Consider the following 23,950-nt stretch of genomic DNA (forward strand, 5'->3'; position numbering starts at 1 on the left):
GAACCACGATCCTCACCGCAGAATCGATCTTGTGTAAACGCAACATAATCGGCAGCCTTGGTGCCGTGGATGACTCCGAAGAGGTTGACCGCGATGGTCCGCTCGTAGGCGTCCCAGTCGGTGTCGAGCACGGTGAGCGTGCGCCCGGCGATGCCGGCGTTGTTGTAGACCTGATGCACCACCCCGTAGTGCGCGCGAACCTGCTCGGCATACGCGACGACGGCCTCTCGGCCGGTCACATTCACTGTCTCGCAATGAATCTCGCCGCCCGCGGCGGTCACCAGATCGCTCGTCCGGAGCACGCCCGCCGCGTCGATGTCGGATGCCGCGATGCGGGCGCCGCGATGGGCGAGTTCGACCGCGAGGGCGCGGCCGATGCCCGATCCGGCTCCGGTGATGACGGCGACCTTGCCGTTGAACGAGCTCATGTGGATTCTCCTACGGGTGGCTGAAGGTGCGTCGACGTGCTCGTCGAGTCTGGGATCTGCGGGTCCCCTTGCGCGAGCGCAAAACGAACCACAATCATGGCTTCATGGTGCGTAGTGCTGCGCGGTTCGTGAACTGGCCGGAACCGGGACCCGAGACGGTCGCCTTGATCCGCGAAGCCGCGCGTATCGCATTGAATCCGCCGCCGGAATGGCTGGAACTGTTGAACGAGGCCTCGCTCAGCGGGGAGCGGATGCGCGAGATCGCCGAGGATCCCGTCCTCGCGGAGGCGGTGAAACGCTCGAACCTGGTCGTCGTCCTGCACTGGGCGCAGGCCAACCTGTTGCATCCCGGCCGCCGGGTCGCCCCTGATCTCGGGCCCGAGACACTATCCGCGGCAAGGGATCTGGTGCGTCGAGGGCTGGACGAGACCGCGCTCGACGCCTACCGCACCACCTTCGGCGTGGTGTGGAACCGCTGCATGGAGGTTTCCTTCGACCTGGCCGAAGATCGTGATCAGCTGCGCGAACTGCTCGAACTCGCCTCACTGTCGATATCGACGTACATCGAGGACACGATCGAGGCCATTACCGCGCGGATGCAGGCTGAACGCGCGGAGCTGACCCGGGGTGCGCACGCCGAACGACGTGCCACCGTGTCGTTGCTGCTGGAGGGCGCGCCCATCCGGCGCACGCAGGCCGAGGAGCAACTCGGCTACCGGTTGACCGGGCCGCATACCGCCGCGATCGTCTGGGCCTCCTCGCCGGCGGTGAGCGATCAGCTCGAGACGGCTGCGGAACTGCTGATGCGTGTGGGCGGCGCGGGACACCGGCTCACCATCGTGGCCGGTGCGGCGGCGCTGTGGTTGTGGCTGCCGGTCGGCGCCGCGCCAGAGGTGGCTTCGCTGGACAGCGGGCTCGACTCGGCGCCGGACGTGCGAATCGCCCTGGGGCGGCCGGGAACTGATGTCGAAGGGTTCCGGCGTAGTCACCTCGACGCGCTCGAGGTCCAGCGCATGCTCATCCGGCTCACCTCCCCGCGCCGGGTGGCGCGCCACGACGATGTGCATCTGGTGGCGGTCCTGACCGCTGACCCGCTGCGTGCCAACGAATTCGTCGCCGACACCCTCGGCGGGCTGGTGGACGCCGACCCAGATGTGATCGCCGCAGTCACGGCCTACCTCGAGGCCCAGTGCAGCACCACCCGGACCGCCGAACGCCTGTTCACGCACCGCAACACGGTCGTGCGCCGGCTGGCGCACGCCGATGAGCTGCTGCCGCGGCCGCTCGCGAGCAATCCGATCGCCGTCGGGGCAGCGCTCGAGGTGCTGCGCTGGACTCGCTGACCACCGGGGGTCACGAGCACCTGGGCTGGAAGGCGTCCAGGTCGATCGCGTCGGCCATCGCCCGGTAGCCGGTGGCATTGGGATGCAGGTTGTCCGGACCCGCGAAACGGGGGTCGAGGACGGACGGGTCGGCCGGATTACGCAGGGCCGCATCGAAATCGATGACGTGGTCGGCCAGGTGCTGGCCGCGGATCCAGGCATTGACCCGCACTCGGACCGGATCGGAATAGGGGAGGGTGAGGATGCCGTCGAGGAGCGCATTGCTCGCCGGCATGAGGGTGGCCAGGTGCACGCGCAGCCCGGCGGCGTGCAGGCGGTCGATCAGCGTGGTGTAGGCGGCGATGATCTGCTCGTAGCTCGCGCCGATGGGGACGCCGAGGTCGTTGATGCCCTCCGCGAGGATCACGTCGGTGACGCCGGCCTGATCGATCGCGTCGGCCTGGATCCGGGACACCGCATCGGGCCCGAACTGCGGGATGAGACCCTCACGGCTGACCCGATTTCCGGAAATGCCCGCATTGAGCACGGTGAACGGCCTGCCCGCCGCGTCGAGTCGGCGCTGCAGGAAATCGGGGTAGCGAACATTACGGTCCACCACCGAATGGTCTTGCGGGTCGCCCAGGTAGTTCGCGGCGACGTATCCGTCGGTGATCGAGTCGCCGAAAGCGACAATCGTCCCGATATCGCCGGGCGCGACGACATCCAGCCCGGACACCAGCGGAATCGCGGTGGTGTGTAACGACAGTGCCGCCCCGGACGGCTCGGCGGCGCGGTCGCCGGCGAACGGCGGGCTGTAGAAGCTGGTGGCGTTGCCGTCGAAATGCTCGGTCGGCAGGACTGCGACACCGGGTACGTAGACGCTGACCGACAGCGGTTCGAAGGCGTCGAATGTCAGCTCGATCGGGTCGCTGATCGCATCGCCGTGGGCGGGAATCGTGACTGTGCGGCTGCCGCCGAAGGTCACCTCGCGCAGCGAATCCGGCTGTACGGCAGCATTGTCGGCCTGCGCGCCGATGGTCACGTGGCCGATCTCGATCGGCGTCGGCCGGGTGCGGTCGGTCAGATGCACGCGCACGGTCGAGCCGCCGCGGTGCGGGGTGATCACCAGCCGATACGTCTGATCGCCGGCCGAAAACTGCGGCGACAGCGCCGGATCGATGACGCTGAACGAATCCGACGGCGCCGCCAGCCAGCTGCCGACCCAATGGCTGCCGCCGCAGCCCGCCGGGCTCGCCGGTTCGGCGGCGGCCACCGGCGCACCGGTCAGCATCAGCAGTACCCCTGCACCGGCCATCCACGTCTTCACAACCACGAACTCCTGACATCTGTGTCGGTCAACGAATCGGTCGGCCGGTGGTCCACCGGTCGGCGTCACACAGTGAGCCGCACCACTGTAGGGCCGATTCAGGCCGTGTTGCTATTGCAAACTGCCACAGGCTGATCGGTTGTGTGGTGCAGATAGTTCAGGCTCGGCGGTCGATGTGAACGCGGGGGCGGCGGGTATGCGCAGCGATATTCACCTGATCGTGGTGATTCTGCGGAGATCCGCTGGAGCGAGCCGGTCGCCGGCTGTTCGAGTCCGAGGTGACCCTCCGCATCGCCGCGGGGGTGAACGCGGAATGTGGCAAGAAGTCGCGATGGCAACCCTCAGTACCGGCCCTCGGCCGGCCGTCGAGCATCTCGACGTCGTGATCGTGGGCGCGGGAATATCCGGCATCGGTGCGGGCCGATACCTGCGAACCCTGCTGCCGCACAAGACCTTCGCGATTCTCGAGGCGCGCGACAGCCTCGGCGGCACCTGGGATCTGTTCCGATACCCGGGAATCCGCTCGGATTCGGACCTGCACACGTTCGGCTACGAGTTCAGCCGTGGCGCGACGAGCAGTCGATCGCAGACGGTGAACGGATCCTGTCCTATCTGCGCGAGACCGCCACCGAGAACCGGCCCTACAACCCCTGGGACCAAAGGCCTGATGCTCTCCGGCGTCCCCAACCTCGCCTTCGCCGTCGGCTACACGAACTCCTCGTGGACCCTCGAGATCGGCCTCCTGTGCGAATACTTCTGCCGCCTCTTGACTCACATGGACAACCACGGCTACCAGGCTGTGCGCCCCAAACTGGTTGACCCGGCCATGCCGACCCGCCCCTCCCCCGACCTCGCCGCAGGCTTGGCGTCCCCGCGCGTAGCGCTCGTCGTGATCTTAGGTGGTGCACCTGTTCTGGGCCCTGTCCCTGCTCGGCGAGCAGGGAGGCCGGATGGCGGTCACCGCGGTTCATGCTCCACGGAATGCGCGCGTTGACCGCTGCCGCGCTCGATACGACGTGGGTCCGCTCAGACGCCGGGAGTCAATTGCTTGCGGGCACGGTCGACGCGGTGTTCGACACCGTCCAGGTGTTTCTGCGCACGCTGCAGGGCCTCGCGAGCTGAACGCTCGGTGGCGGCCGTGAATCGGTGGCGGTGTTCGGCTTCGGTCAGCTCGGCACGCAGGGCTTCGATGCGGTCGTCGAGATCAGCGAGATCGGCGGCCGCGGTGTCGTGGTCGGATCGGGCGGAAGTCACAGCGGCGCGGGCGGATTCGACTTCGGCGAGCATCTCCTCGAGCTCGCGCCGCACCTCGGCCTGCGGATCGGGGGCCGGCCCGTCGGCAGCCGTGGGATCAGCGCGCCGACGAGTCCGCGCGGCCGATTTCTCAGCGCGATCCTCGGTGGGATCGGCTGTCGTCGAGCGCGTTCCGAAGCTACGGTGCCCCTCGCCGGGAACCGCGGTCAGCGCGGCGGGGCCGAATCCCTCGTAAGTGGCCGCGGCGGTGAGGGTTCCGGCGCAGAGCCCGTCGGCGACCGACTGATCCGCCAGTGCCGCCTGCAGGCTCGCGCCGATATCGCGCAGGACGGGTTCGGTCAGGCGCTGGCCCCGGCCCGCGGCCAGCTCGGCGGCCTTGCGGGTGACGGCGTTGACCACTTTTTGCCGCTGTGTGGTGAGGGCGCGCAGCTGTTCGGCCGACAGTCGGCGCTGGGCATCGCGCAGGGCGTCGCCCACCTCCAGCAGTGCGCGGACATCATCGCTCGCCTCACGAGACAGCAGATTCAGCGCCCACGCGGCGACCGTCGGCCGCCGGAGCTTGCCGATGGCGGCGGCCAGGGCCTTGTCCCCGGCGTCGCGGGCCTGCCGCACGTGCTCGGTGCGGGCGGCCACGAACTCGGCGGGCGGGAGCCCGTAGAGTTCGGCCACGACCTGGTCGAGCGTCATGCCGCCCTAGCCTACGGGCACACCCGCCACCTGCCCCCGCAGGATGCCATGGTCAGCGATTGGCCGGCCCGAAGCGGGCCGCGACGGTCCAGCCGCCGGCATCTCTCAGATCGACCGAGAACCAACTGCCCTGCAGCAGTGCACAACGCGCGGGTAGCGGCACGTGCGTGCGCTGATATTGCGGAGAGAGGCGGTGTCGCCTATCTCGCCGATGGTGTGAGCACGATTCTGCCGAACACCTCGCCGGTTTCCATTTTCTGGTGCGCCAGCACAGCTTGTTCCAGGGAAAGCGTCTCGTGCACAACCGCTTCCAGCTCGCCGCGAGCCGCGGCGGCGAACAGTTCGGCGGTCGCGGCGCGTCGGTCGGATGCGGGCACGGTGTCGGCGCTGAAGGTCGCGAACGACATCGACTTCTTGAAGGCCGCGACCATCTCCGCGCCGAAGTCCGCCGGTGGCATGCCTGCCATCACGCCGACGGCCACCATGCGACCGTTCGGCTCGAGCCTGGCGAGAAACGCCGGCAGATCCGCGCCTGCGGCGATATCGATGATGACGTCGTAGCCCGCGGGAACGTTCTCTGTACCCCGGCCGGCGCGGTCGAGCACGTGGGTCGCGCCGAGCTTGCGCAGGCGATCGCCGCGCTCGGCCGATGAGGTCGTGACCGCGACTGCACCGGCGCCGCCACGAGCAGCGAGCTGGACAGCCATGACTCCGATGCCACCGGCCGCGCCACGCACCAGCACCGACTCCCCGCGCGCGAAATGCGCATGGCGCAAAGCGAAGTGGGCCACCATTGCGGAGCTGCCGAGTGTCACCGCGTCGACAGCCGACATGGTCTCCGGCAGGGGGACGAGCGTCTCGGCCGAGGCGACGGCGCGCTCGGTGTAGCCACCGCTCTCACCCGTGAACGCCCACACGCGCCGACCGATCCACGCTGTGTCGACACCCTCGCCGACCTCGGTCACGGTGCCCGCAACCTCCTGGCCGGGGATGTGACCGGGCGTGGCGCCGTAGGCGGCCAGCGCGCCACTTCGGATCAGGGCGTCGACACCGCCGACGCCAATCGCCTCGGTCGTGATCAACACCTGTCCGGCGGCCGGATTCGGGTCGGGGAGATCGACCACCGCGAGGACCTCGGGACCTCCGAACGCTGTGACCATCACTGCATGCATTGGTTTCTCCGTGTTCTGTTCGATCGGGACAGACCAACCGACCGTAACGGACACCCCCGTCCGTTTAGCTAAAGTGAGAGCGGTGACCACTCGTTTGCCTCACGCCCTGCGATCCGACGCCCGTGACAACCGCGAACGCATCCTCGACGAGGCGCGCGCGATGTTCGTCGCCAACGGCCTGGACGTGCCGATGCGGGAGATCGCCCGGCGCGCCGAGGTCGGCCCCGCCACCCTCTATCGCCATTTTCCGACCAAGGAGATGCTGGTCACCGAGGCATTCACCGATCAGATGCTCGCCTGCCGGACCCTCGTGGACGAAGGGCTCGCCGACCCGGATCCCTGGCACGGCTTCTGTCTCGTCGTCGAGAAGCTCTGCGAGCTGCAAGCCCGCGACCACGGCTTCACCGCGGCCTTCATGTCCGCCTACCCGCACGCGATGGACTTCACCGCGATCCGCACCTACTCACTCGCCGGCGCCGCCGAACTGATCCGCCGCGCCAAGGACACCGGCCGCCTGCGCCCCGATATCGGCCTCGACGACCTCATCCTCATGATCATGGCCAACAACGGCATCCACGCCAGCACACCGGCTGCACGAATCGCGGCCTCCCGCCGCTTCGCCGCCCTCATGATCCAAGCGTTCCAAGCCTCACCGGCGTCCGCACCGCTACCACCGCTACCACGATTGATGCCCGCGACGCCCCGCCGCAATCCGACACGTGAATCATAGGATGACCGAAGAGCGACGCCCGGTCGTCGGCAGTTGCGGACGTTCTGCCGGTCTCGGATCGGCACGGCCAGTTGATCTTCCGACACCACGCGCTGTCCGCTGCGGTCAGCGCGGGACGCGGCATGACAGTGCGTTAGGAGGTCACATCCAGATGAACCCGGCTACGCCGTAGCCGGGTGCCTTCGCTGCCATCGAAGCCGACCGGATGCCGAGCCCTACCCAATCCAGCACCTGGGGGTCGAGCGCCAGCCGTTGCTCGGAGGTCGTAGCCTCTCATTGCTTGACTGCCGCGACACAGCTGGCAAGGAAGCACTCCAACCTGGAAGGACTACGTGGCGGCTATCCGGGTTGAGTGAGTCCCAGCAATGCTGCGGTGATTCCGAAGTCGGGGCCGAAGTCTTCGATTCGGCCGGTGCGGCAGCCGTCGGATCGCATCTGGACGCGTTCGCAGAAGAGGCTGACGACCTCGCCGGTGAGTGCCGTGCCAACGATGGCGTGGACGCGGACGAAGCGCTGGTCTCGGTTCACCGCTCGGTCGATGTTCTGGAAGAGCAGAGGAACGATATCGACTGTCTCGGCCACGCCCGCGGCGTTGGCTCGTAGCTGGGTCGTAACGGCGGTCAGTCCGGTCAAGGTGTCTGCGAGCTGATCCCGGTACTGGTTGAACGCGCCGCCGGTGTTGGCCAGCATCCCGTTGAGTTGGTCGAGTGTGGCCTGCAGCCCCGGCGCTTGCTCGGCCAGCAATGCCGATAGTTGTGTCATGTGGTCGCTGAACTGGCGCACCGACTGGTCGTTGTCGGCGAGCATGGTGGTCAGCTCGTTGAGCTTGACGATGATGCCGGCGATTGCGTCCTTGTTGTCGGTTCCCATTTTCAGAGCCCCGGACAAGGCAGTGAGGGTGTCCCGGAGCTTCTCTCCCTGTCCCGCGAGCATCGGGTAAAGTGCCCTTCCCGAGAGCGGGCCGACGGTGTCACCGGTGTCGGGTTTGAGAGCGGTGGCGAACTGATCGATCGTTTTGATCATGGTGTCGAGTTCGACCGGCGTGCGGGTCTGCTGTGTTGTCAGGTGCGCCTCGCCGGGCAGGGTGGGACCGCCGCTGTAGCGGGGGGTCAGTTCGATGTGCCGATCCGTGATGATCGATGGTGAGACCAGCGCTGCCACCACGTTTTCGGGGATCTGCACCGACCTGTCGACAGTGAGGTGGACCTCGTTGAACGGTCCACGCGGGATGATCTTGTCCACGGTCCCGACCTCGAGCCCGAGGACGGTGACGGAGTTTCCTTCGAAGATGCCTGCGGTGTTGCGGAAGTCGGCGGTGATGTGGTTCGGAGTACGGACCGGATCGTCTAGCGCCGAGCATCCGCTGCACAGCAGTGTGGCGGCAGCGATCGCGGCGATGATGCCGGTGCGGAGTAAGTCTGTCATCAGTCGCTGGCCATGCTGGGATCGATGAGGATTTTTCCTTCCACCTGACCGCCTGCGAGGCGGTCGAGCGAGGCGCCGAGATGGCCGAGTCCTACTGGTGTCTCGGCGAATTCGTTCCCGAGCGGGGTGTCGGCGAGGATGTCCAGCGCAGCGGGCAGGTCGGTGTCGCAGAGGTGAGCAAGTGTCGTGTCGAGTGTGATTTCGCGAAAGACCATCGAGTGAATGTCGAGTGCGGGGTTGTCCTTGGGAATTCCGACGGCCTGAATCCGGCCGCCGTCGGTGACCATCGCCAGTGCTTGGGCCAGTTGCGTAGGTGCCCCGCTGGCTTCGATGACGACGTCGGGTTTGCGTCCGCCGAGAGCATCACAGACATCGTCGGCGAGGGCCGGTGACGGGGACAGACAGCGGGCCGCGCCGAGTCGTGCCGCACGGTCGAGTCGGCTGCCTGGGAAGTCGACGACGGTGATGTCGAAGTCGCCGAGGTAGTCCAGGCCGGCGAGAACGAACGACCCGATCGCGCCGGCGCCGATGACGACGACGTTGTCCCCGTCTCGAGCCCCGGCTCGGCGGGCCGCGTGGATGCCGACCGCGAGCGGTTGGGCCAGGCCCGCGTGATCGAGCGGCAGTCCGGCGGGTATTGGTCGCAGAGTGATCGAGGGAACCGAGACGAATTCGGCCATGCCGCCGTCGAGGTTGAGGCCCAGCGTCTTGTATCGAACGCATTGGTTGGTTCGGCCTTCGCGGCAACGCCGGCAGTTCCCGCACCACACGCCGGCTCCGCTGGCGACCAGATCGCCCTCGGCGAGATCGGAATCCGGGTCGGCAGTGACGATCTCACCGACGAACTCGTGCCCAGGAATCATGGGCCCGAGATGCCGGCTGTGCGGGTGTCGGTGCTCGACCGGAAAGACCTTGGGACCGTTGAGCCATTCGGCGGCGTCGGTGCCGCAGATTCCCGACCGCAATACCCGGACGAGTGTTTCACCTGTGCCGGGGGTCGGGACGGCGACTTCTTCGAGCCTGATGTCGCGCGCACCGTAGTAGACCGCGGCCTTCATCCTGGGTAGCACGGGCAGTCCTTTCGAGATGTGGTGGTGGGGTTCACGCGGTGACCGATGCGCCGCTGTGCGGGTCGGCCGACGTTGCGCGGCCCGGGTTTTCGTTGACTCGGGGCAGCGCGGTGGTCACCAGCGCGGCGAGGGCGAAGAAGCACGCGCACACGATCAACCCGCCGCTGAATCCGATGGACTTGGCCAGACCTGCCAGGGCGAACGGAGCCGCCGCCGAGACGCCGCGGCCGACGTTGAAACAGAATCCGGCGCCGGTGGCACGGGATCTCGTCGGGAAGAGTTCGCCGAGGTAGGAGCCGAACAGTCCGAAGAAGGCGGTGAACACTCCGAACAAGGGCCCGACCCACAGCAGGGCGCTCTGCTGGGTGGTGACCGCGTAGATCGGCAGGGTGACCGATACCCCCACGAGGGTGATGATGATCGTCCGGCGGCGGCCGATGTGGTCGGCGAGGAACCCGAAGCCGTTGTATCCCAGGAACATTCCGACATTGAGGATCGTCACCAGGATCGCGACGGTGCTCGACGGCAAATGCCGTTCACTGGTGAGGTAGGTGGGTAGCCAGGTCGTGGCGCCCCAGTAGCCGGTCAAGGCCAAGGCGGCCATGAGGGTGCCGAGCAGCGTGGTACGTCGCAACGATCCCGAGAGCACGTCCCGGACCGAGACGGCATCCGGTGCGTCGGAGGATCTTTGGGCTGCCCAGGTATCCGATTCGTGGAAGAAGGCGATCACCACGGTGACCGGGACCACGACGGCGGCGCCGGCGACCAGGAACATCGTTCGCCAGTCCGGCAGGAACCATCCGGACACGGTGGCCGCGATCGCACCGCCCGCGGGGAAGGCGCTGATCACGAACGCGGCCGCACGGCCACGGCTTTCCACGGGCCAGGTTTCGACGACATAGGCGGATACCACGCTCCACACGGCTCCCAGCCCGATGCCCGCCAGAAACCGGAGCAGTAGGAGTGTCTCGAACCCCGGTGCCACGGCGAGCGCTGCGGTGAAGGCGCCGAAGGTGATCAGTGCGGCGAGCAGGGCCTTCTTGCGCCCGAAGTTGTCGGCGACGTATCCGCCCAGGACACTGCTGACCCCGATCCCGATCAGTGTGGCCGTGGCGAGTAGTCCGCCCTGGGTGATCGACAGGCCCAGATCCTCGCGGATCGTGGGTAGCGCCATGGACAGCAGAACTATTTCCAGGGCGTCGAACAGATAGGCGAGGAAGCACCCGCCGAGCACGATCCAACGAGTCCGTCGCATCGTCGCACCTCCATTGTGCGCGCCACTGCTCGGCCGATGCCGTTCAGCAGCAGTGTTTTTCGAAATTCGGAGCAGCGCCTCGCGCCGCATCGTCGGGCGAGGCAGTCCCAGCGCGGAATTACCGGGCGTGGCCGGTGGCGAGGACCAGGTCGAAGGCGATGGATGTCCACGCGCCCTGAGGATGGGTGCCGTCGGGGGCGGGCTCGTCGAGGTGGTGGGCGGCCTCCACGATGAGACCCGGCTTGACGCCGAAGACCGCGTCGCACTCCAGGTACGGGTCGCCCGCGACGAACAGATGAGTGATGAGCGTGCGGAAACCGGGGGCGGTGACCATGAAATGCAGGTGTGCCGGCCGCATGGGGCCCCGCGCGGTCGCCGTCAGCAGGTCGCCGACGGGACCGTCGTGCGGGATCGGGTACGGCGCGGGCAGCACCGACCAGAAGCGGTATTCGCCGCCGTCTCCGGAACGGAGCCGGCCGCGGCCCGCCGAGCGTCCATCGGGGTATTGCACATCGTAGAAGCCGTCCTCATCGGCTTCCCATACCTCGACTTTCGCGCCCTCGATCGGCGCGCCGGTGACCGAGCGCACCTGTCCGGACACATAGCAGGGGATGCCCGCCGCGCCGCGGGCGATGTCGCCGCCGAGAGGGACCTCCGGAGCTTCGTCGACGAAAAAGGGGCCGAACACCGTGGATTCGGTGGCCCCCAGCACCGCGGACTCGTTGATGGCGACCGTCAGCATCGACAAGCCGAGCACATCGGAGAGCAGGATGAACTCCTGGCGGTGCTCATCGGTGATATGCCCCGCCCGGGTGAGGAATTCGATCGCGGCGTCCCATTCACGTTCGCTGAGGCGGACTTCGCGCGCGAAGCTGTGCAGATGCCGCACCAGACTCTGCATCACCTCACGCAGCCGAGGATCGGGCGTCGCGTCGAAGCTCGCCAGCACTTCCTCGGTGACGGCTTGTTCCCGGCCGGGTGCGAGAGCGTGGTTGTCGAGGGTCATCACCGGCCCGTTTCGAGGTCGGTTCCGGCCCAGGCCGCCGACAGGATCGCACGGATACCGGCCGCGGTGACCGGGGTGGGGTTGTCCGCCGGCGCGATCGCCTGGATGTCATCGACGACGGTGTCGATATCGGTCTCGAGCATGCCGAGTGCACGCAATCCGGAAGGGACTCCGAGCTTTTCGCCGAATTCCCGAAGGCCGTCGGGCAGGTCGGGCCGTCCAAGCGCCCGGCCGATCCGGTCGACGGCCTCCGGAGCGTTAGGAGCGTTGTAGGCCAGCACATGGGGCAGCACGATGGCGTGGGTCTGCGCGTGGGGCAGGTCGAACGCGCCACCCAGAACGTGGCAGATCTTGTGGTGCAGCCCGGAACCGGCCACGGCGAACGCCGACCCCGCGAGATAGGCGCCCAGCAGCAGCTCGGTGCGGGTGGCGGTGCCCTGTGGCGTCGCGGCGACGGTCTCCAGACCGGTGGTGAGGTGGCGGATACCGTCCTCGGCGATCGAGCTCGAGATCGGGTTGCGGCGCGGCGCCCAGAACGCCTCCACGCAGTGGGCCATCGCGTTGAGGCCGCTGGCAACCGAAAGATCCACCGGCAGAGACGCGCTCAGCTGAGGGTCGTAGATCACCGTCCGGGGCAGGACCCGGGGATCGGTGCCGGTGGTCTTGCGGCCCTCGTCGGTCATGCCCCATACCGGCGTCACTTCCGATCCCGCGTAGGTCGTCGGGACGGCGATGATCGGCAGGCCGGTGGTCAGCGCGATGGCTTTGGCGGTGCCCGTGGTGGATCCGCCTCCCACCGACAGCACCAGGTCGGCTCCGACCGCCGCGGCGCGAGCCTGCTCGGCGACCTCCACCGGGACGTGCGGGCGGACGCCGGAGAAGGTCGCGACGACGCGATCGATGAAGGGCGCACAGAGATTCGCGGCGATGTCCAGCTCGGACTGCGCGGATACGAGCAGAATGCGGGACGCGGCGAAGCGGTCGACCTCCCCGGCCAGCGCGGTGTGCGCGGTACCGGATCCGAAGACGACGCGCCCCGGCAGGGCGTCGTAGCTGAAAGCCGTCATCAGCTCGCCTCGGGCAGGACGGTCGGCTGGTAGGCCAGCAGCAGCCAGCGGTCCCGTGCGCGCACCCACAACGCAAGTGCCCTGTTGGCCAAGGTCTTTCGTGTCCCGGCGGCGGTGATATCGGCGTGCATCTCACCGACGACGACCGCGACCTCGTCGGTGACGATGATCCGGGTCACGGGGTGGTCGATGCGGTGATAGCGGTAGAACCCCGCGCGCAGTTTCTCGACGTAGCTCTCGAGGCTGTCGACCTCGGCGTTGGAATGGGTGTAGACGAGGTCCGGATGGGCCAGAGCGATGAAGGCCTCGACATCGCCGTCGAGTACGGCGGCATAGCGTTTGTCCTCGAGTCGCCGAATCAGCGATTCGACCTCTGCCGTGGTGATGGTGTCGCCGGTCATCGGCGTGCTCCCGTCTGTTGTGTGGTGGAAGGGGTTTCGTGACGTCGCGCGGCGTTGCGCTGCCGGAGCACGGTGAGGACTTGCGCCATGTCCGCGTGTGCCAGGCCCGTGGCCATGGCGTCCTCGAGCACCTCGAACGCGGCTTCCGATCCGGGAAGGGTCAGCCGGTGGCGGTGCGCCAGACCCAGAGCCAGGCCGAGATCCTTCCGGATCAACGACACCGGAGCCGCGACAGCGGTGGAATCCGGCGCGAGATAGGCCTGCTCCTTGTAGCCGACATACGGTGCGCCGGCGGCACTGTGTCGCAGGATGTCGTAGAACGCGGCGGAGTCGAGGCCGCCCGCTTCGGCGAGCAGAATCCCTTCCGCCACAGCCTGACTCAGCCCGGCGAGGACGGCGTTGACCGCGAGTTTGGCGGCGGAGCCCGAACCGGCCGGGCCGGTGTGGAACTGAGCGGCGGTCATCGCGGCCAGCAACGGGCGGACCGTCTCGAACTGGTCGCGGGTCGCCCCGACCATCGTTGTGATGGACGCGGTTTCGGCCATCGAAACACTTCCCGAGACTGGCGCGTCGATGACCGCCAGGTGCTGCTCGTGACTCAGCTCGGCGATTACGTCGGGGCCGACGGTGCCCATCACGATGTGGACGTGTCCGGGGGCGACGGCCCACAGATCACCGGCGACCAATGCTCGAGTGGATGGTCCGTCGGGCAGCATGCTGATGGTCAGCGGCGCGGCGGCCAGTTCACCGGGAGCGCCGGCGAGGGTGAGCTCCGCCGGTACCCGCTCGACTGCGGGGTCGTAGGCCAGGACAGTGTGCCCGGCGCGCGCCAGATGGGTGGCCATGGGAAGCCCCATCCGTCCCAGGCCGGCGAATCCGATCAGCACGACGAGCCCCCCATCCCCACCTGTAGGGAGTGCGGTACGCCGAGCACGGAGATTGTGGAAGACACAGGATTCCTTCGTCGTCGATGACGGAAACGGTGTGAACAGAAGCCACAGGAGCTGTTCAGTATCATGGAACATTAAAAGAGGAGTGTCAACAGACACTGAACATCCACTTGAATAGCAGGAGGCTATTTTCGATGCATCTAGCAGCTGGATGGCCTGCGAGGTGAGCAGCACGACCGCGGCAGTAGTGTTCAATGAGAGTGAAGGCAGATGGATACGAGAACAGGGGTGCGCAGATGCACGACAAGGTCGGGCCAGCACTGCGGCAGGCGCGTCTGGATCGCGGGCTGAGCCTGCGCGCGCTCGCGGTCGCCGCGGGCATATCGGCGAGCCAGCTGTCACAGATCGAGACCGGCAAATCGCAGCCGTCGGTCAGCGCGCTGTACGCACTGGTCACCCAACTCGACGCCTCGCTCGACGAACTGCTGGGCATCGACCGTGGACGCTCCACGCCCGCCGCGTCACCGAGCTCAACCCCATCGCCGCAGCGCGATGTCGCGAGCCAGCCTCCCGGCGTCGTGCAGCGGGGAGCGGACAACCCCGTTCTGGAAATGGCGAACGGGGTTCGATGGGAACGACTGGCGGTCGATCCGCACGCCGACGTCGATGTCCTGCTGGTGACCTACGATCCGGGCGCCGCCAGCTCGGTCGACCGGACGCTGATGCGCCACCAGGGCACCGAATACGCGTACCTCTTCTCCGGCGAGCTGACGCTGCTGCTCGACTTCGACCGGTACACCATCGGCGCCGGGGACTCGCTGTGCTTCGACTCCACCCGGCCGCACATGTACGTCAACCAGGGTGCGGAGCCCGCACGCGGACTGTGGTTCGTCTCCGGTCGCCGAGAACAGGACCGCATACGTGACTGGGTCGCCGCACAACTCGGCGTCGCGGCCACCGGGGCATCACCGCACCTGGAGAACGCCATTGACGTGCTGAATCTGCTGGCCGCCGCCCGGCCCGGGCATGCGGGCCCCGACGAGGACGAAAGCCAGGAGGCGCAGGACTCCCCGCGCGGCTGAGCGCGACGGTCGGGCTCACAGCCGCTCGAACACCGCCGCCAAACCTTGCCCGCCTCCGATGCACATGGTTTCCAACCCGTAGCGACCCTGCCTGCGGCTCAGCTCGTGCAGCAAGGTGGCGAGGATGCGTGCGCCAGTGGCTCCGACCGGGTGGCCCAGGGAGATCCCGGAGCCGTTCGGGTTCACCCGCGGATCGTCGGGTTCGAGCTTCCATGTGCGCAGCACGGCCAACGTCTGTGCCGCGAAGGCCTCGTTGAGCTCTATCACGTCCATGTCGTCAAGGGTGAGATCCGCACGCGCCAGGGCTTTTTCGGTGGCCGGCACCGGTCCGATTCCCATCGTGCGAGGTGGCACGCCGGCGACCGCCCACGAGACGAGCCGCGCCAGGGGGTGTAACCCCAGCTCCCGGGCCCGCTGCGGAGTGGTCACGAGGCACAGGGCCGCCGCCCCGTCGTTCTGGCCGCTGGCGTTCCCGGCGGTCACCGTGGCCTCCGGGTCGGCCTCGATGCGGATCGGACGCAACCGGGACAAGGACCCGAGATCGGTGTCGGCACGCGGGTGCTCATCGGCATGGACGGACTCGGCGGTCCGCCCGCGCCGGGGGACGGCGACGGGCACGATCTCGGCGTCGAAACGGCCGGCCGCTTGTGCGGCCACTGCTCGCTGATGTGACCGCACGGCGAGAGCATCCTGATCGGCCCGGCTGATGCCGAACTCCGCGCGCAGGTTCTCCGCGGTCTCGATCATGCCGCCGTCGATGCGGAAGTTCTTGCCACCGGCGGTGACCCGCGCCCGCGCCAGCCGATCGTGCAGCCCCACGGCCTCGCCACGCACACCCCAGCGCAGGTCGGTGGCGTAGAACTCGGTGCGGCTCATCGATTCCACGCCGCCGGCCAGCACCAAGTCGCTGCCGCCGGTCTGGACCTGCATGCACGCTTGCAGGACGGCTTGCAGTCCCGAGCCGCAGCGCCTGTCCACCTGAGTGCCGGGAACGGAGACATCGAGGCCCGCGTCCAGGGCGGCGATGCGGCCGATCGCGGGAGCGTCGCCGTTCGGCGAGGCCTGCCCGAGGATGATGTCATCGATTGCGCCGCTGTCGATTCCGACGCGGGTGATCAGTTCGGTGATCACCGTCGCGGCCAGATCCTGCGCGGGGATGTCTTTGAACATGCCGCCGTAGCGGCCGACGGGCGTGCGAAGAGGTTCGCAGATAACAGCGTCCGGCATAGGGGGTCCTCGAGGTGTCAGGTGTTGGTTCGGATTTGATTGAGGTCGAGCTCGATCGCAGCACTGGTCTCGAGCAGGGCGGGGATCAACCGGTCATGAATCTCATCCGGCGAGTAGCGGGCTGCCTGGGTCGAGATATTCACCGCGGCAACGGCTTTGCCCGTACTATCGCGAATCGGCGCAGCCAAGGAGCGGAGACCTTGCTCGAGCTCCTGATCGACGACGCAGTAGCCGTCGGCACGGACGCGGTCGAGTTCGTCGCGCAGTTCGGGCGGCGTCGTGATCGTGTTGTCGGTGAATGCGCTCAGCTCGGCCTCGGCGAGATATCGCTCGAGCGCGTCGGTGTCGAGATCGGCCAGCAGCACGCGCCCCATCGAAGTCGCGAACGCGGGGAACCGGGTACCGATATTGATCGACACGGTCATGATGCGGCTCACCGGCACTCGCGCGACGTACACGATGTCGCTGCCGTCGAGAATCGACACCGAGGTCGACTCCCGAACCCGCTCGGCCAGCGTTTCCAGATGCGGGCCCGCGACATCGGGCAGCGTGAGACTCGACAGGAAGCTGTAGCCGAGCTCGAGCACGCGCGGGGTGAGCCAGAACAGCGTGCCGTCGGTACGCATGTAACCGAGCTCGACCAAGGTGAGCAGAAAGCGCCGCGCCGTCGCGCGCGTGAGGTCGGTTTCCTTGGCCACTTCGCTCAGCGTGCGCCGAGGATGACCCGCGTCGAACGCGCGGATGACCGCCAAACCGCGCCCGAGCGACTGCACGTAATCCGATGAAGGTTCTGTCATCGCTGCGGTAGCTCCTTCTCGCACAGGAACTCGACGGCGCTCACGGTCGGTGAACGTCATGTCATCGAGTACAGGGCTGAGGCTACGTCCTGGGGTCATCGCGGCCACCATACCAAGATGTTCGCAATACGCACACTAGTGCGTATTGCGAACATGTGTCTATGATCGCTGGCGTGATGGACAAAGTCTTCGCCTCGGCAGCCGACGCGGTCGCCGATATTCATGACGGCGCATCGCTGGCGGTCGGGGGCTTCGGGCTGGTCGGCGTACCGCAGGTGTTGATCGACGCGGTGCTCGCCCACGGCGCCACCGATCTGGAGGTCGTCAGCAACAACTGCGGGACCGCCGGCGTGGGCCTGGGTGTACTGCTGGAAGCACGCAGGATTCGCCGCACGACGAGTTCGTATGTCGGCGCGAACGCCGAGTTCGCGCGCCAATTCCTCTCCGGGGAGCTGGAAGTGGAGCTGACCCCCCAAGGAACGCTGGCCGAGCGGATGCGCGCCGGCGGCGCCGGTATTCCGGCCTTCTACACCCCCGCCGGGGTAGGGACGCAGGTAGCCGAAGGCGGGCTGCCCCTGCGCTACGACGGCACCGGCGGGGTCGCGCTGGCCAGCCCGCCGAAGGAGACCCGGGTCTTCGACGGCGTTCCCTACGTGCTCGAACACGCGATCGTGACCGACTTCGCGCTGGTACACGCCTGGAAAGGCGACCGCCACGGCAACCTCGTCTACCGGCGCAGCGCACGCAACTTCAATCCGCCGGCCGCCACCGCGGGCCGCATCACCATCGCTCAGGTCGAAACCCTGGTCGAACCAGGCGAATTGGACCCGGACGAGGTGCATACGCCCGGCATCCACGTCCAGCGGGTAGTCCACGTCGGCCAGGTCGAGGTCGGCATCGAGAACAGGACGGTGCGCGCATGAAGCGGACACGGCAGCAACTGGCGGCGCGAGTGGCCGCGGAGTTGCGTGACGGGCAGTACGTGAACCTCGGCATCGGCATGCCGACATTGGTCCCCAACCACCTGCCCGACGATGTCTCGGTGGTTCTGCACTCGGAGAACGGCGTGCTCGGCGTCGGCCCCTATCCGGACGAGGATGAGGTCGATCCCGAACTCATCAACGCCGGCAAGGAGACGATCACGGTGCTGCCCGGCGCCTCGTATTTCGACTCCGCACAGTCCTTCGCGATGATCCGCGGTGGCTGCCTGGACGTGGCCGTGCTCGGCGCGATGCAGGTCAGCGCGCGCGGCGACCTGGCCAACTGGATGATTCCCGGCAAGATGGTCAAGGGCATGGGTGGTGCGATGGACCTGGTCCACGGCGCGCGGCGGGTCATCGTGATGATGGAACACCAATCACGCAGTGGCGAACCGAAAATCGTCGAGACCTGCACACTGCCGTTGACCGGGGCCCGGTGCGTCCACCGGATCATCACCGACATGGCCGTGCTGGACGTCCGGCCCGAAGGGCTCGTGCTGGTCGAAATCGCGCCGGGCATCAGCGAATCCGAGGTTCGCGCGGCCACCGGGGCAGATTACGCGGTCTCTCCCGATCTCGCTGCGCTGCAACCGATCTCATCCCGATAGCTCAGCATGCCGCTCTTGCGGAATCATCAGAAAGGAACGAGCCATGATCGAGGCCATCGAAGTTCGTGCGATCGTCGGCGACAAACCGGTCTCACGCGACCGGGTGCGAGCCTGGGAGTCACGCCGGAACCGAGCCGTACTCGGCAAGCTCGTCAGCCGGTTGGGACCGCGTGCCCTGGCCGAACTCACCCCCGATCCCGCCGTGGAGCAGATCCTGGCCGCACCGCTCGACGCGCAGCGAACCACCTTGACCGCCATCAAGACCGGGCTCGGTCACGCCGGGATCCTCGCGATGCTCAAACGCGAACTCGACCTCTCCGACCGGATCGCCCGCGCCGGTGTCGCCATGAGTCGAGGCCGGGCCAAACACGCCATCACCCGCCTCGAGGTTCCCGGCTACTCGGCCGAACGATTCGCCGCCTGGTTCGACAATCTGACCATCGCCAACGACGAAACCGCCATGGTCGACGCCTGCCCGGACCACTACCTGCTGCGCGGATTGCCAGACGGGCGTCAGGAAGTCGTCGAAACCACCGGAGGTTCACCGGCAGCCGCGCGCTTCCTTGTCGACTACACCGTCTCCGACACCCTCACCATCCCGATCGATCCCCGCTACCCCATCCAGATCGCCGGCCACGCCGTGCTCGACGACGGCCTGGTCATCGGCGGCGTCCGTCACCAATTCCGTGACAACGACGGCACCTGCGAGGCCCTGCTCACCGTCCAGTTCCCGGCTTCGGTGCCCGGTCGACTCATCCACCAGCACCAATGGCATCTGGCAACGGAATTCAGCAACTGGCTCATCGCCGCCGCACCCACCGCCGCGCTCTCCTGACGAGGTCCTTGACGCACCCTGATAACCATCAACCATCTACGGAAGATCTCCCCAAGGATCGATTGGCAAACTGACCGTACACGGACAATCCGGGCGATGGGCCACTGGAACGAACTCTGTCCAGTAGTAGGCCGACCGTCCGAAATTCGGCATGAGCCTGCATTGCCCGGCGGCCCGTACGGCGCTCTGCCCGTTGATTTTCCGACGCATGGCGGAAGCTCCCGCTTCGGCGCGCGACCGAAGCTGTTCGGCCACGTGCAGCGGGTTCACCGAACGGGCCCTGACCGCGCCGGCGGTCCCGGCATGGATCCACTGGATCTATGACCGCAACCCTGAGATCGGTCGGTTCTACTTTCAGCTGCGCTATCCCCCTCGACGACGGTTACGGCGATGAGGAGCGGATCCTCGAGCGGGTCCATCAGGCCGAGCAAGCCGCACGCTGCGTGGAACGGGCCCCCCGCTTCCACACCGACAGGCCCGTGGCGAGCGCGTATTTTCCCGAACTGCCCGACGACCACAACCGGGACGATGATGATCACAGTCACGATGGTGGTGCTCATCTTTCGACTCCTCGCGCTCTCCCCATCCAACATCGCTCGACCATCCCTGAACTGGGAAAATGAGCGATCGGACGCCCAAGCTGATCCGGCCCCGCATCTATCACCAGCGGGGAGGACGGAGCTACGCTGACAGCGCGGCGAAACCACACAACGGACCGCCTGTGACCGATATCGGGTGGGTTCCCGGAGACGTCCACGGCCGCACGGTCGGCCTCGGGACCGCGCTCCTAGACACGCCGCTCGTCGCACCTTCAGCGGAGCTCGCACCACCACTAATGGAGGCGAGACCATTGCCCGACAACAACCCATCCTCGTCTACCGGCGGATCGTCGTCGGCGTCGTTCGACAACTCGTCCTCGGTCGCGGGCCGGGTGGCCCAGAACAGTTTCTTCGAACGATCAGCCCGCGCGGGCTTCGTCGTAAGCGGCATCGTGCACGTGATCATCGGCTACATCGCCATCCGAATCGCCCTCGGCGGCGCAGCCGGCACCGCCGACCAATCCGGAGCCATGGCGGAACTGGCCGCCAAGCCGGGCGGCGTCATCGCCCTGTGGGCGTGCGTCGTCGCATTCGGGCTGATGGCGCTGTGGCGGCTCGCCGAAGCGGCACTCGGCAGCTCGTCCGAACCCGCCGCCGACAGTAGGAAATCCGAAGCGATCGATCGCGTCAAGGCGGCTGGGCTGGCGGTAGTCTATTTCGCCTTCGCCCTCTCCGCGTTCGGATTCGCCCGCGGCAGCGGCAAGTCCAGCAGCGGCCAGAGCACGGGGATCACCGCCCGCATGATGCAAACCACCGTCGGCACGATCGCCCTCATCGCGGGCGGGCTGATCATCATCGCGATCGGCGGCTATCACGTCTACAAAGGAGTGACCCAGAACTTCCTCGAGGATCTCGAGGGCGTTACCAGCAACCTCGTACGAAGGTTGGGCACGGTCGGATACATCGCCAAAGGGCTGGCCATCGCCGCGGTCGGGTTGCTGGTGATTCTCGCCGTGAGTCGATCCGAGCCGGACAAAGCCGCCGGACTCGACAGCGCCTTCAGAACCGTGGGAGCTCAACCCTACGGAACGGCCCTCCTGATCGTGTCGGCCCTGGGCATCGTCACCTACGGCCTCTACAGCTTCGCTATGGCCCGGTATACCAAGATGTAGCCGGATACCAGCCGAGGATTCGCGACCCAGAATTGCAGCACCGGCTATTGGCGATCAGTGCTCTCAATGAGCCCGACCTGAGCCCCAACCAGTGGACATGGCTAGCCACCTTCCGATGGAAAAGGTTCCGCACCGTCTTCCGGACACTGAGCCGAATCAGACTCAAGAGCCTTAGAGCTGCGCGAAGCCTCTATGACAGGCGGACCGAAGCCTCATACGTCGCACCCGGCTGCGCGCCTGCCTCTGGATTCGCCCCAGAAGAAAAGGGCTGCGCCGGCAGCCTTCGCTGGTACCAGCCAAGCACTCGACATCAGGTCAGAACAGCTTTTCCGGGAAATCCTCTTACGCCGGAATTGGTAACGGATCTGCTTTCGGATGCTATTGCGGAGTTCTAGCTATCCTCTCAGGTCCTGAATTTGAAAGGCACGGACGTGTTCGTTTGGCAATGAGTACGGAGTTTGTGCGCGGAACGGTTTGTCGGCATTCCTCGCATAACCTTGCAGCCCTTACCACAGCATCGATCATGGCCGAACACAACGTAATCGTCTAGTTAAGACTGGTGTCAGGATCGGATCCCGGCCAGGATTTGATCCAGGTGCCCGGTGGGATGCTCCCAATATTCGGCTGCCCGCCGTCTGATTTGGTGTGGCTCTCTACTGGCTTGCCTCCCAACGGGTGCCGTGCAGGGATCGCATTGTTCGGAGAACGATGGCCAACGCGGCGGAAGGTCAATTGTGCTCGGGCACCGAGATTTCCGCGGGTGAGCGATCGAATCGGAGTCCGCGCCAGGACGGGTGGCGCAGGCCGGTGGCGGTGCGTTCGCGGTAGGCGACATCGCCGACCAGATGCGGGGTGACCCAGTGCGCGGTGGCCGCGATCGACGACGGAATCTCCCCGGTGACCGGCGGCGCGGGAACGGCCAAGGCCAGCAGCTCGCGCTGCAGCAAGCGGCGGGTGGTGTCGCTGAACCCGGTCCCGACTGCCCCGAGCAGCATCAGCTGTCCGCGCTCGTCGTGGGCGGCGACGAGCAGGGACCCGAACACCTCGCTGCTGGTGTGGCCGGCCAGCCAGCCGACCACCACCACCTCGGTGCACCGGCGCAGCGGGAGCTTGCGCCACGCCTGCGAGCGCCCGGGCCGGTAGGTGCTGTCCACGCGCTTGCCGATGACGCCCTCGATGTCGTGCTCGGCGGCGACCTCGAGCATCCGCGAGACCGGGATGTCACGGTAGGACGGCGCGAGCAGGACATGGCCGTGCGGCAGGCCCAGCCGTTCGAGGTGCTCACGGCGTTGCAGGTAGGTCAGCGTGCGCAGGTCCCGGCCGCCGAAACCGAGCAGATCGAACACGTACAGGCACGCCGGTACCGCCCGGATCAGTGCTGGACTCGGTCGCGTCACGCCCAGGCGGTGCCCGATACGGGGGAACCGCGGCACCCCGTCGCGGTCGGGGGCCACGAGCTCTCCGTCGAGGGTCAGCTCTCGGCCCGCGGCCAGCGACAGCAGGGCGTGGGAGATCTCGGGGAAGGCCGCGTTGAGGGAGTTGCCGTTGCGGCTGACCAGGTGGCACACGCCGTCGGAAATCCATGCCAGGCAGCGGATTCCGTCGTAGGTCCATTCGTAGGCGTACCGGGTGTCGTCGTCGGCGGGAGCGGGCCCGGGCGTGGCGAGCATCGGCGCCGGATGGCGCACCATATACCGAACGCTACCCGCAAAAGATACCGAACGGTCGCATCATCGTGATGGTTCGGAATCCCGTCCGGTAGCCCTGGTGGAATTCGTCGTACGGTCCGTGCCGGGAACCATGCACGCCGGTCGAGCCAGTTCTCATGTGGGTGTGGGTGGCTCGGCGGCGGTATGCATCACGGCGTGCCACCACGATTCGAGCCGACTCGGCTCGGGCCAGTGCACCACCGGCATGTCGTCGTCGGAATCGCGGGTGATGGCGGGTGCCGTCGTAGCCCGTTTTCCCGGCCGGCGAACGGGCCTGTCACCGCGTGGTTCGCGTGGGGCTGCTGTCATGGCACACCTCCGAATCCCTGCCCGGCGCCCGGTCGCACCGGGCGGGCTGGATTCTCAACTCGCGGCGGCGGTGTACGCCGAGGTCGACCGCACGCGAGCAACGCCACGAACGCCCAGGGCAATGCCGAGGGGTCTACGCCACCGCAGAGGGGGCCGACCTGCACCAGCGTAGGCATTCAAGGTCAACGGCAGGCTACATCCGAGCCGATTCCCGGTGGAGCGCACCGGCATCCCGGCGCGATAATCCGGTCATGGGTTCTTCTTCTCCTGCCGAACTGCCCGCGGAATCACTGGTATGGGCAGCAGGGACATACCCAGGGCCGCGGACGGGCAGCTTCCGGTTCTGGTTCGCCACCCGCCGCTGGGAATGGTCACCCGAGCTCTACCGCATGCACGGCTACACCCCCGGCGAGATCGAACCGACCACCGAACTGCTACTGGCACACAAACATCCCGACGACCGCGACAAAGTCGCCGAGACGATCACCCGCTCGGTCGAACAGGGCGAACCCTTCTCCAGCCGCCACCGCTTCATCGACACCCACGGCGTCGAGCACCAGGTGATGGTCGTCGCCGACCGCATCCTCGACCAAGGCCGCACCGTCGGCACCGCCGGCTTCTACATCGACCTCGCCGGCACCCTCATCCGCGCCGAACA

22 protein-coding genes and 2 pseudogenes are annotated in these 23,950 nt (G+C 67.1%); 10 read left to right on the forward strand and 14 right to left on the reverse strand.

Going from position 1 to position 23,950, the window contains the following annotated elements; genetic code table 11:
• Positions 1-107: 107 nt before the first annotated feature.
• Positions 108-428, reverse strand: a pseudogene (locus ABZV44_RS34600) (SDR family NAD(P)-dependent oxidoreductase); the annotation flags it as partial.
• 104 nt (positions 429-532) lie between these two features.
• On the opposite strand from ABZV44_RS34600, the gene ABZV44_RS34605 reads away from it, so the two are divergent.
• Positions 533-1,771, forward strand: coding sequence for a PucR family transcriptional regulator (locus ABZV44_RS34605; RefSeq protein WP_354845866.1), 1,239 nt, complete (start codon positions 533-535; stop codon positions 1,769-1,771).
• A gap of 10 nt (positions 1,772-1,781) precedes the next feature.
• On the opposite strand, the gene ABZV44_RS34610 is transcribed toward ABZV44_RS34605, so the two are convergent.
• Positions 1,782-3,083, reverse strand: coding sequence for a GDSL-type esterase/lipase family protein (locus ABZV44_RS34610; protein WP_354845869.1), 1,302 nt, complete (start codon positions 3,081-3,083; stop codon positions 1,782-1,784).
• A 325-nt stretch (positions 3,084-3,408) separates the two neighbouring features.
• Between ABZV44_RS34610 and ABZV44_RS34615 the strand changes: the two are divergent.
• Positions 3,409-3,918: pseudogene (locus ABZV44_RS34615) on the forward strand (NAD(P)-binding protein); the annotation flags it as partial.
• A 185-nt stretch (positions 3,919-4,103) separates the two neighbouring features.
• On the opposite strand, the gene ABZV44_RS34620 reads toward ABZV44_RS34615, so the two are convergent.
• Positions 4,104-5,018 carry a hypothetical protein gene (locus ABZV44_RS34620; protein ID WP_354845872.1) on the reverse strand — a complete coding sequence of 305 codons (915 nt, stop codon included), beginning with the start codon at positions 5,016-5,018 and terminating at the stop codon, positions 4,104-4,106.
• 200 nt (positions 5,019-5,218) lie between these two features.
• Positions 5,219-6,190 (reverse strand): zinc-binding dehydrogenase, encoded by a 972-nt coding sequence (locus ABZV44_RS34625; RefSeq protein WP_354845875.1) that lies wholly within the window; start codon positions 6,188-6,190, stop codon positions 5,219-5,221.
• An 82-nt stretch (positions 6,191-6,272) separates the two neighbouring features.
• Between ABZV44_RS34625 and ABZV44_RS34630 the strand changes: the two genes are divergently transcribed.
• Positions 6,273-6,920 (forward strand): helix-turn-helix domain-containing protein, encoded by a 648-nt coding sequence (locus tag ABZV44_RS34630; protein ID WP_354845878.1) that lies wholly within the window; start codon positions 6,273-6,275, stop codon positions 6,918-6,920.
• 339 nt (positions 6,921-7,259) lie between these two features.
• Here ABZV44_RS34630 and ABZV44_RS34635 read toward each other — a convergent pair whose 3' ends face one another.
• From ABZV44_RS34635 to ABZV44_RS34665, 7 genes are all read right to left on the reverse strand, one after another.
• Complete coding sequence (locus ABZV44_RS34635; protein ID WP_354845881.1) at positions 7,260-8,345, reverse strand: MCE family protein; 1,086 nt, start codon at positions 8,343-8,345, stop codon at positions 7,260-7,262.
• Complete coding sequence (locus ABZV44_RS34640) at positions 8,345-9,415, reverse strand: alcohol dehydrogenase catalytic domain-containing protein (RefSeq protein ID WP_354845883.1); 1,071 nt, start codon at positions 9,413-9,415, stop codon at positions 8,345-8,347. The genes ABZV44_RS34635 and ABZV44_RS34640 overlap by 1 nt, the downstream gene beginning before the upstream one ends.
• Before the next feature lie 31 nt (positions 9,416-9,446).
• Positions 9,447-10,670 carry an MFS transporter gene (locus tag ABZV44_RS34645; RefSeq protein WP_354845886.1) on the reverse strand — a complete coding sequence of 408 codons (1,224 nt, stop codon included), beginning with the start codon at positions 10,668-10,670 and terminating at the stop codon, positions 9,447-9,449.
• A 118-nt stretch (positions 10,671-10,788) separates the two neighbouring features.
• Positions 10,789-11,676 carry an intradiol ring-cleavage dioxygenase gene (locus ABZV44_RS34650; protein ID WP_354845889.1) on the reverse strand — a complete coding sequence of 296 codons (888 nt, stop codon included), beginning with the start codon at positions 11,674-11,676 and terminating at the stop codon, positions 10,789-10,791.
• Positions 11,676-12,743, reverse strand: coding sequence for a maleylacetate reductase (locus ABZV44_RS34655; protein ID WP_354845891.1), 1,068 nt, complete (start codon positions 12,741-12,743; stop codon positions 11,676-11,678). Before ABZV44_RS34655 ends, ABZV44_RS34650 begins: the two co-directional genes overlap by 1 nt.
• Entirely contained in the window at positions 12,743-13,144 is a 402-nt protein-coding gene (locus ABZV44_RS34660) for a nuclear transport factor 2 family protein (protein WP_354845894.1), read from the reverse strand. Before ABZV44_RS34660 ends, ABZV44_RS34655 begins: the two co-directional genes overlap by 1 nt.
• Positions 13,141-14,031, reverse strand: a complete 891-nt coding sequence (locus ABZV44_RS34665; protein ID WP_354845897.1) for an NAD(P)-dependent oxidoreductase — start codon at positions 14,029-14,031, stop codon at positions 13,141-13,143. The genes ABZV44_RS34660 and ABZV44_RS34665 overlap by 4 nt, the downstream gene beginning before the upstream one ends.
• Positions 14,032-14,330: 299 nt before the next feature.
• On the opposite strand from ABZV44_RS34665, the gene ABZV44_RS34670 reads away from it, so the two are divergent.
• The gene (locus ABZV44_RS34670; RefSeq protein WP_354845900.1) at positions 14,331-15,116 is read left to right on the forward strand and encodes a cupin domain-containing protein; all 786 of its coding nucleotides are present in this window, start codon (positions 14,331-14,333) and stop codon (positions 15,114-15,116) included.
• A gap of 15 nt (positions 15,117-15,131) precedes the next feature.
• Here ABZV44_RS34670 and ABZV44_RS34675 read toward each other — a convergent pair whose 3' ends face one another.
• The gene (locus ABZV44_RS34675; RefSeq protein WP_354845902.1) at positions 15,132-16,343 is read right to left on the reverse strand and encodes an acetyl-CoA C-acetyltransferase; all 1,212 of its coding nucleotides are present in this window, start codon (positions 16,341-16,343) and stop codon (positions 15,132-15,134) included.
• Positions 16,344-16,360: 17 nt separating this feature from the next.
• Positions 16,361-17,140 carry an IclR family transcriptional regulator gene (locus tag ABZV44_RS34680; protein ID WP_354845931.1) on the reverse strand — a complete coding sequence of 260 codons (780 nt, stop codon included), beginning with the start codon at positions 17,138-17,140 and terminating at the stop codon, positions 16,361-16,363.
• Between the two features lie 176 nt (positions 17,141-17,316).
• Between ABZV44_RS34680 and ABZV44_RS34685 the strand changes: the two genes are divergently transcribed.
• From ABZV44_RS34685 to ABZV44_RS34705, 5 genes are all read left to right on the forward strand, one after another.
• Positions 17,317-18,063: a CoA transferase subunit A gene (locus ABZV44_RS34685; protein WP_354845933.1), complete on the forward strand. Its 747-nt coding sequence runs from the start codon at positions 17,317-17,319 to the stop codon at positions 18,061-18,063.
• The gene (locus tag ABZV44_RS34690; protein ID WP_354845905.1) at positions 18,060-18,728 is read left to right on the forward strand and encodes a CoA transferase subunit B; all 669 of its coding nucleotides are present in this window, start codon (positions 18,060-18,062) and stop codon (positions 18,726-18,728) included. The genes ABZV44_RS34685 and ABZV44_RS34690 overlap by 4 nt, the downstream gene beginning before the upstream one ends.
• A gap of 43 nt (positions 18,729-18,771) precedes the next feature.
• Positions 18,772-19,563, forward strand: coding sequence for a hypothetical protein (locus ABZV44_RS34695; protein WP_354845908.1), 792 nt, complete (start codon positions 18,772-18,774; stop codon positions 19,561-19,563).
• Between the two features lie 320 nt (positions 19,564-19,883).
• The gene (locus ABZV44_RS34700; protein WP_354845911.1) at positions 19,884-20,186 is read left to right on the forward strand and encodes a hypothetical protein; all 303 of its coding nucleotides are present in this window, start codon (positions 19,884-19,886) and stop codon (positions 20,184-20,186) included.
• A gap of 98 nt (positions 20,187-20,284) precedes the next feature.
• Positions 20,285-21,274, forward strand: coding sequence for a DUF1206 domain-containing protein (locus ABZV44_RS34705; RefSeq protein ID WP_354845914.1), 990 nt, complete (start codon positions 20,285-20,287; stop codon positions 21,272-21,274).
• Between the two features lie 728 nt (positions 21,275-22,002).
• On the opposite strand, the gene ABZV44_RS34710 is transcribed toward ABZV44_RS34705, so the two are convergent.
• Positions 22,003-22,965 carry an ATP-dependent DNA ligase gene (locus ABZV44_RS34710; protein ID WP_354845916.1) on the reverse strand — a complete coding sequence of 321 codons (963 nt, stop codon included), beginning with the start codon at positions 22,963-22,965 and terminating at the stop codon, positions 22,003-22,005.
• A gap of 578 nt (positions 22,966-23,543) precedes the next feature.
• On the opposite strand from ABZV44_RS34710, the gene ABZV44_RS34715 reads away from it, so the two are divergent.
• The coding region (locus ABZV44_RS34715; RefSeq protein WP_354845919.1) for a PAS domain-containing protein at positions 23,544-23,950 on the forward strand (407 nt) is incomplete at its 3' end.

The organism is Nocardia sp. NPDC004860, from assembly GCF_040609015.1.
Classification (GTDB): domain Bacteria; phylum Actinomycetota; class Actinomycetes; order Mycobacteriales; family Mycobacteriaceae; genus Nocardia.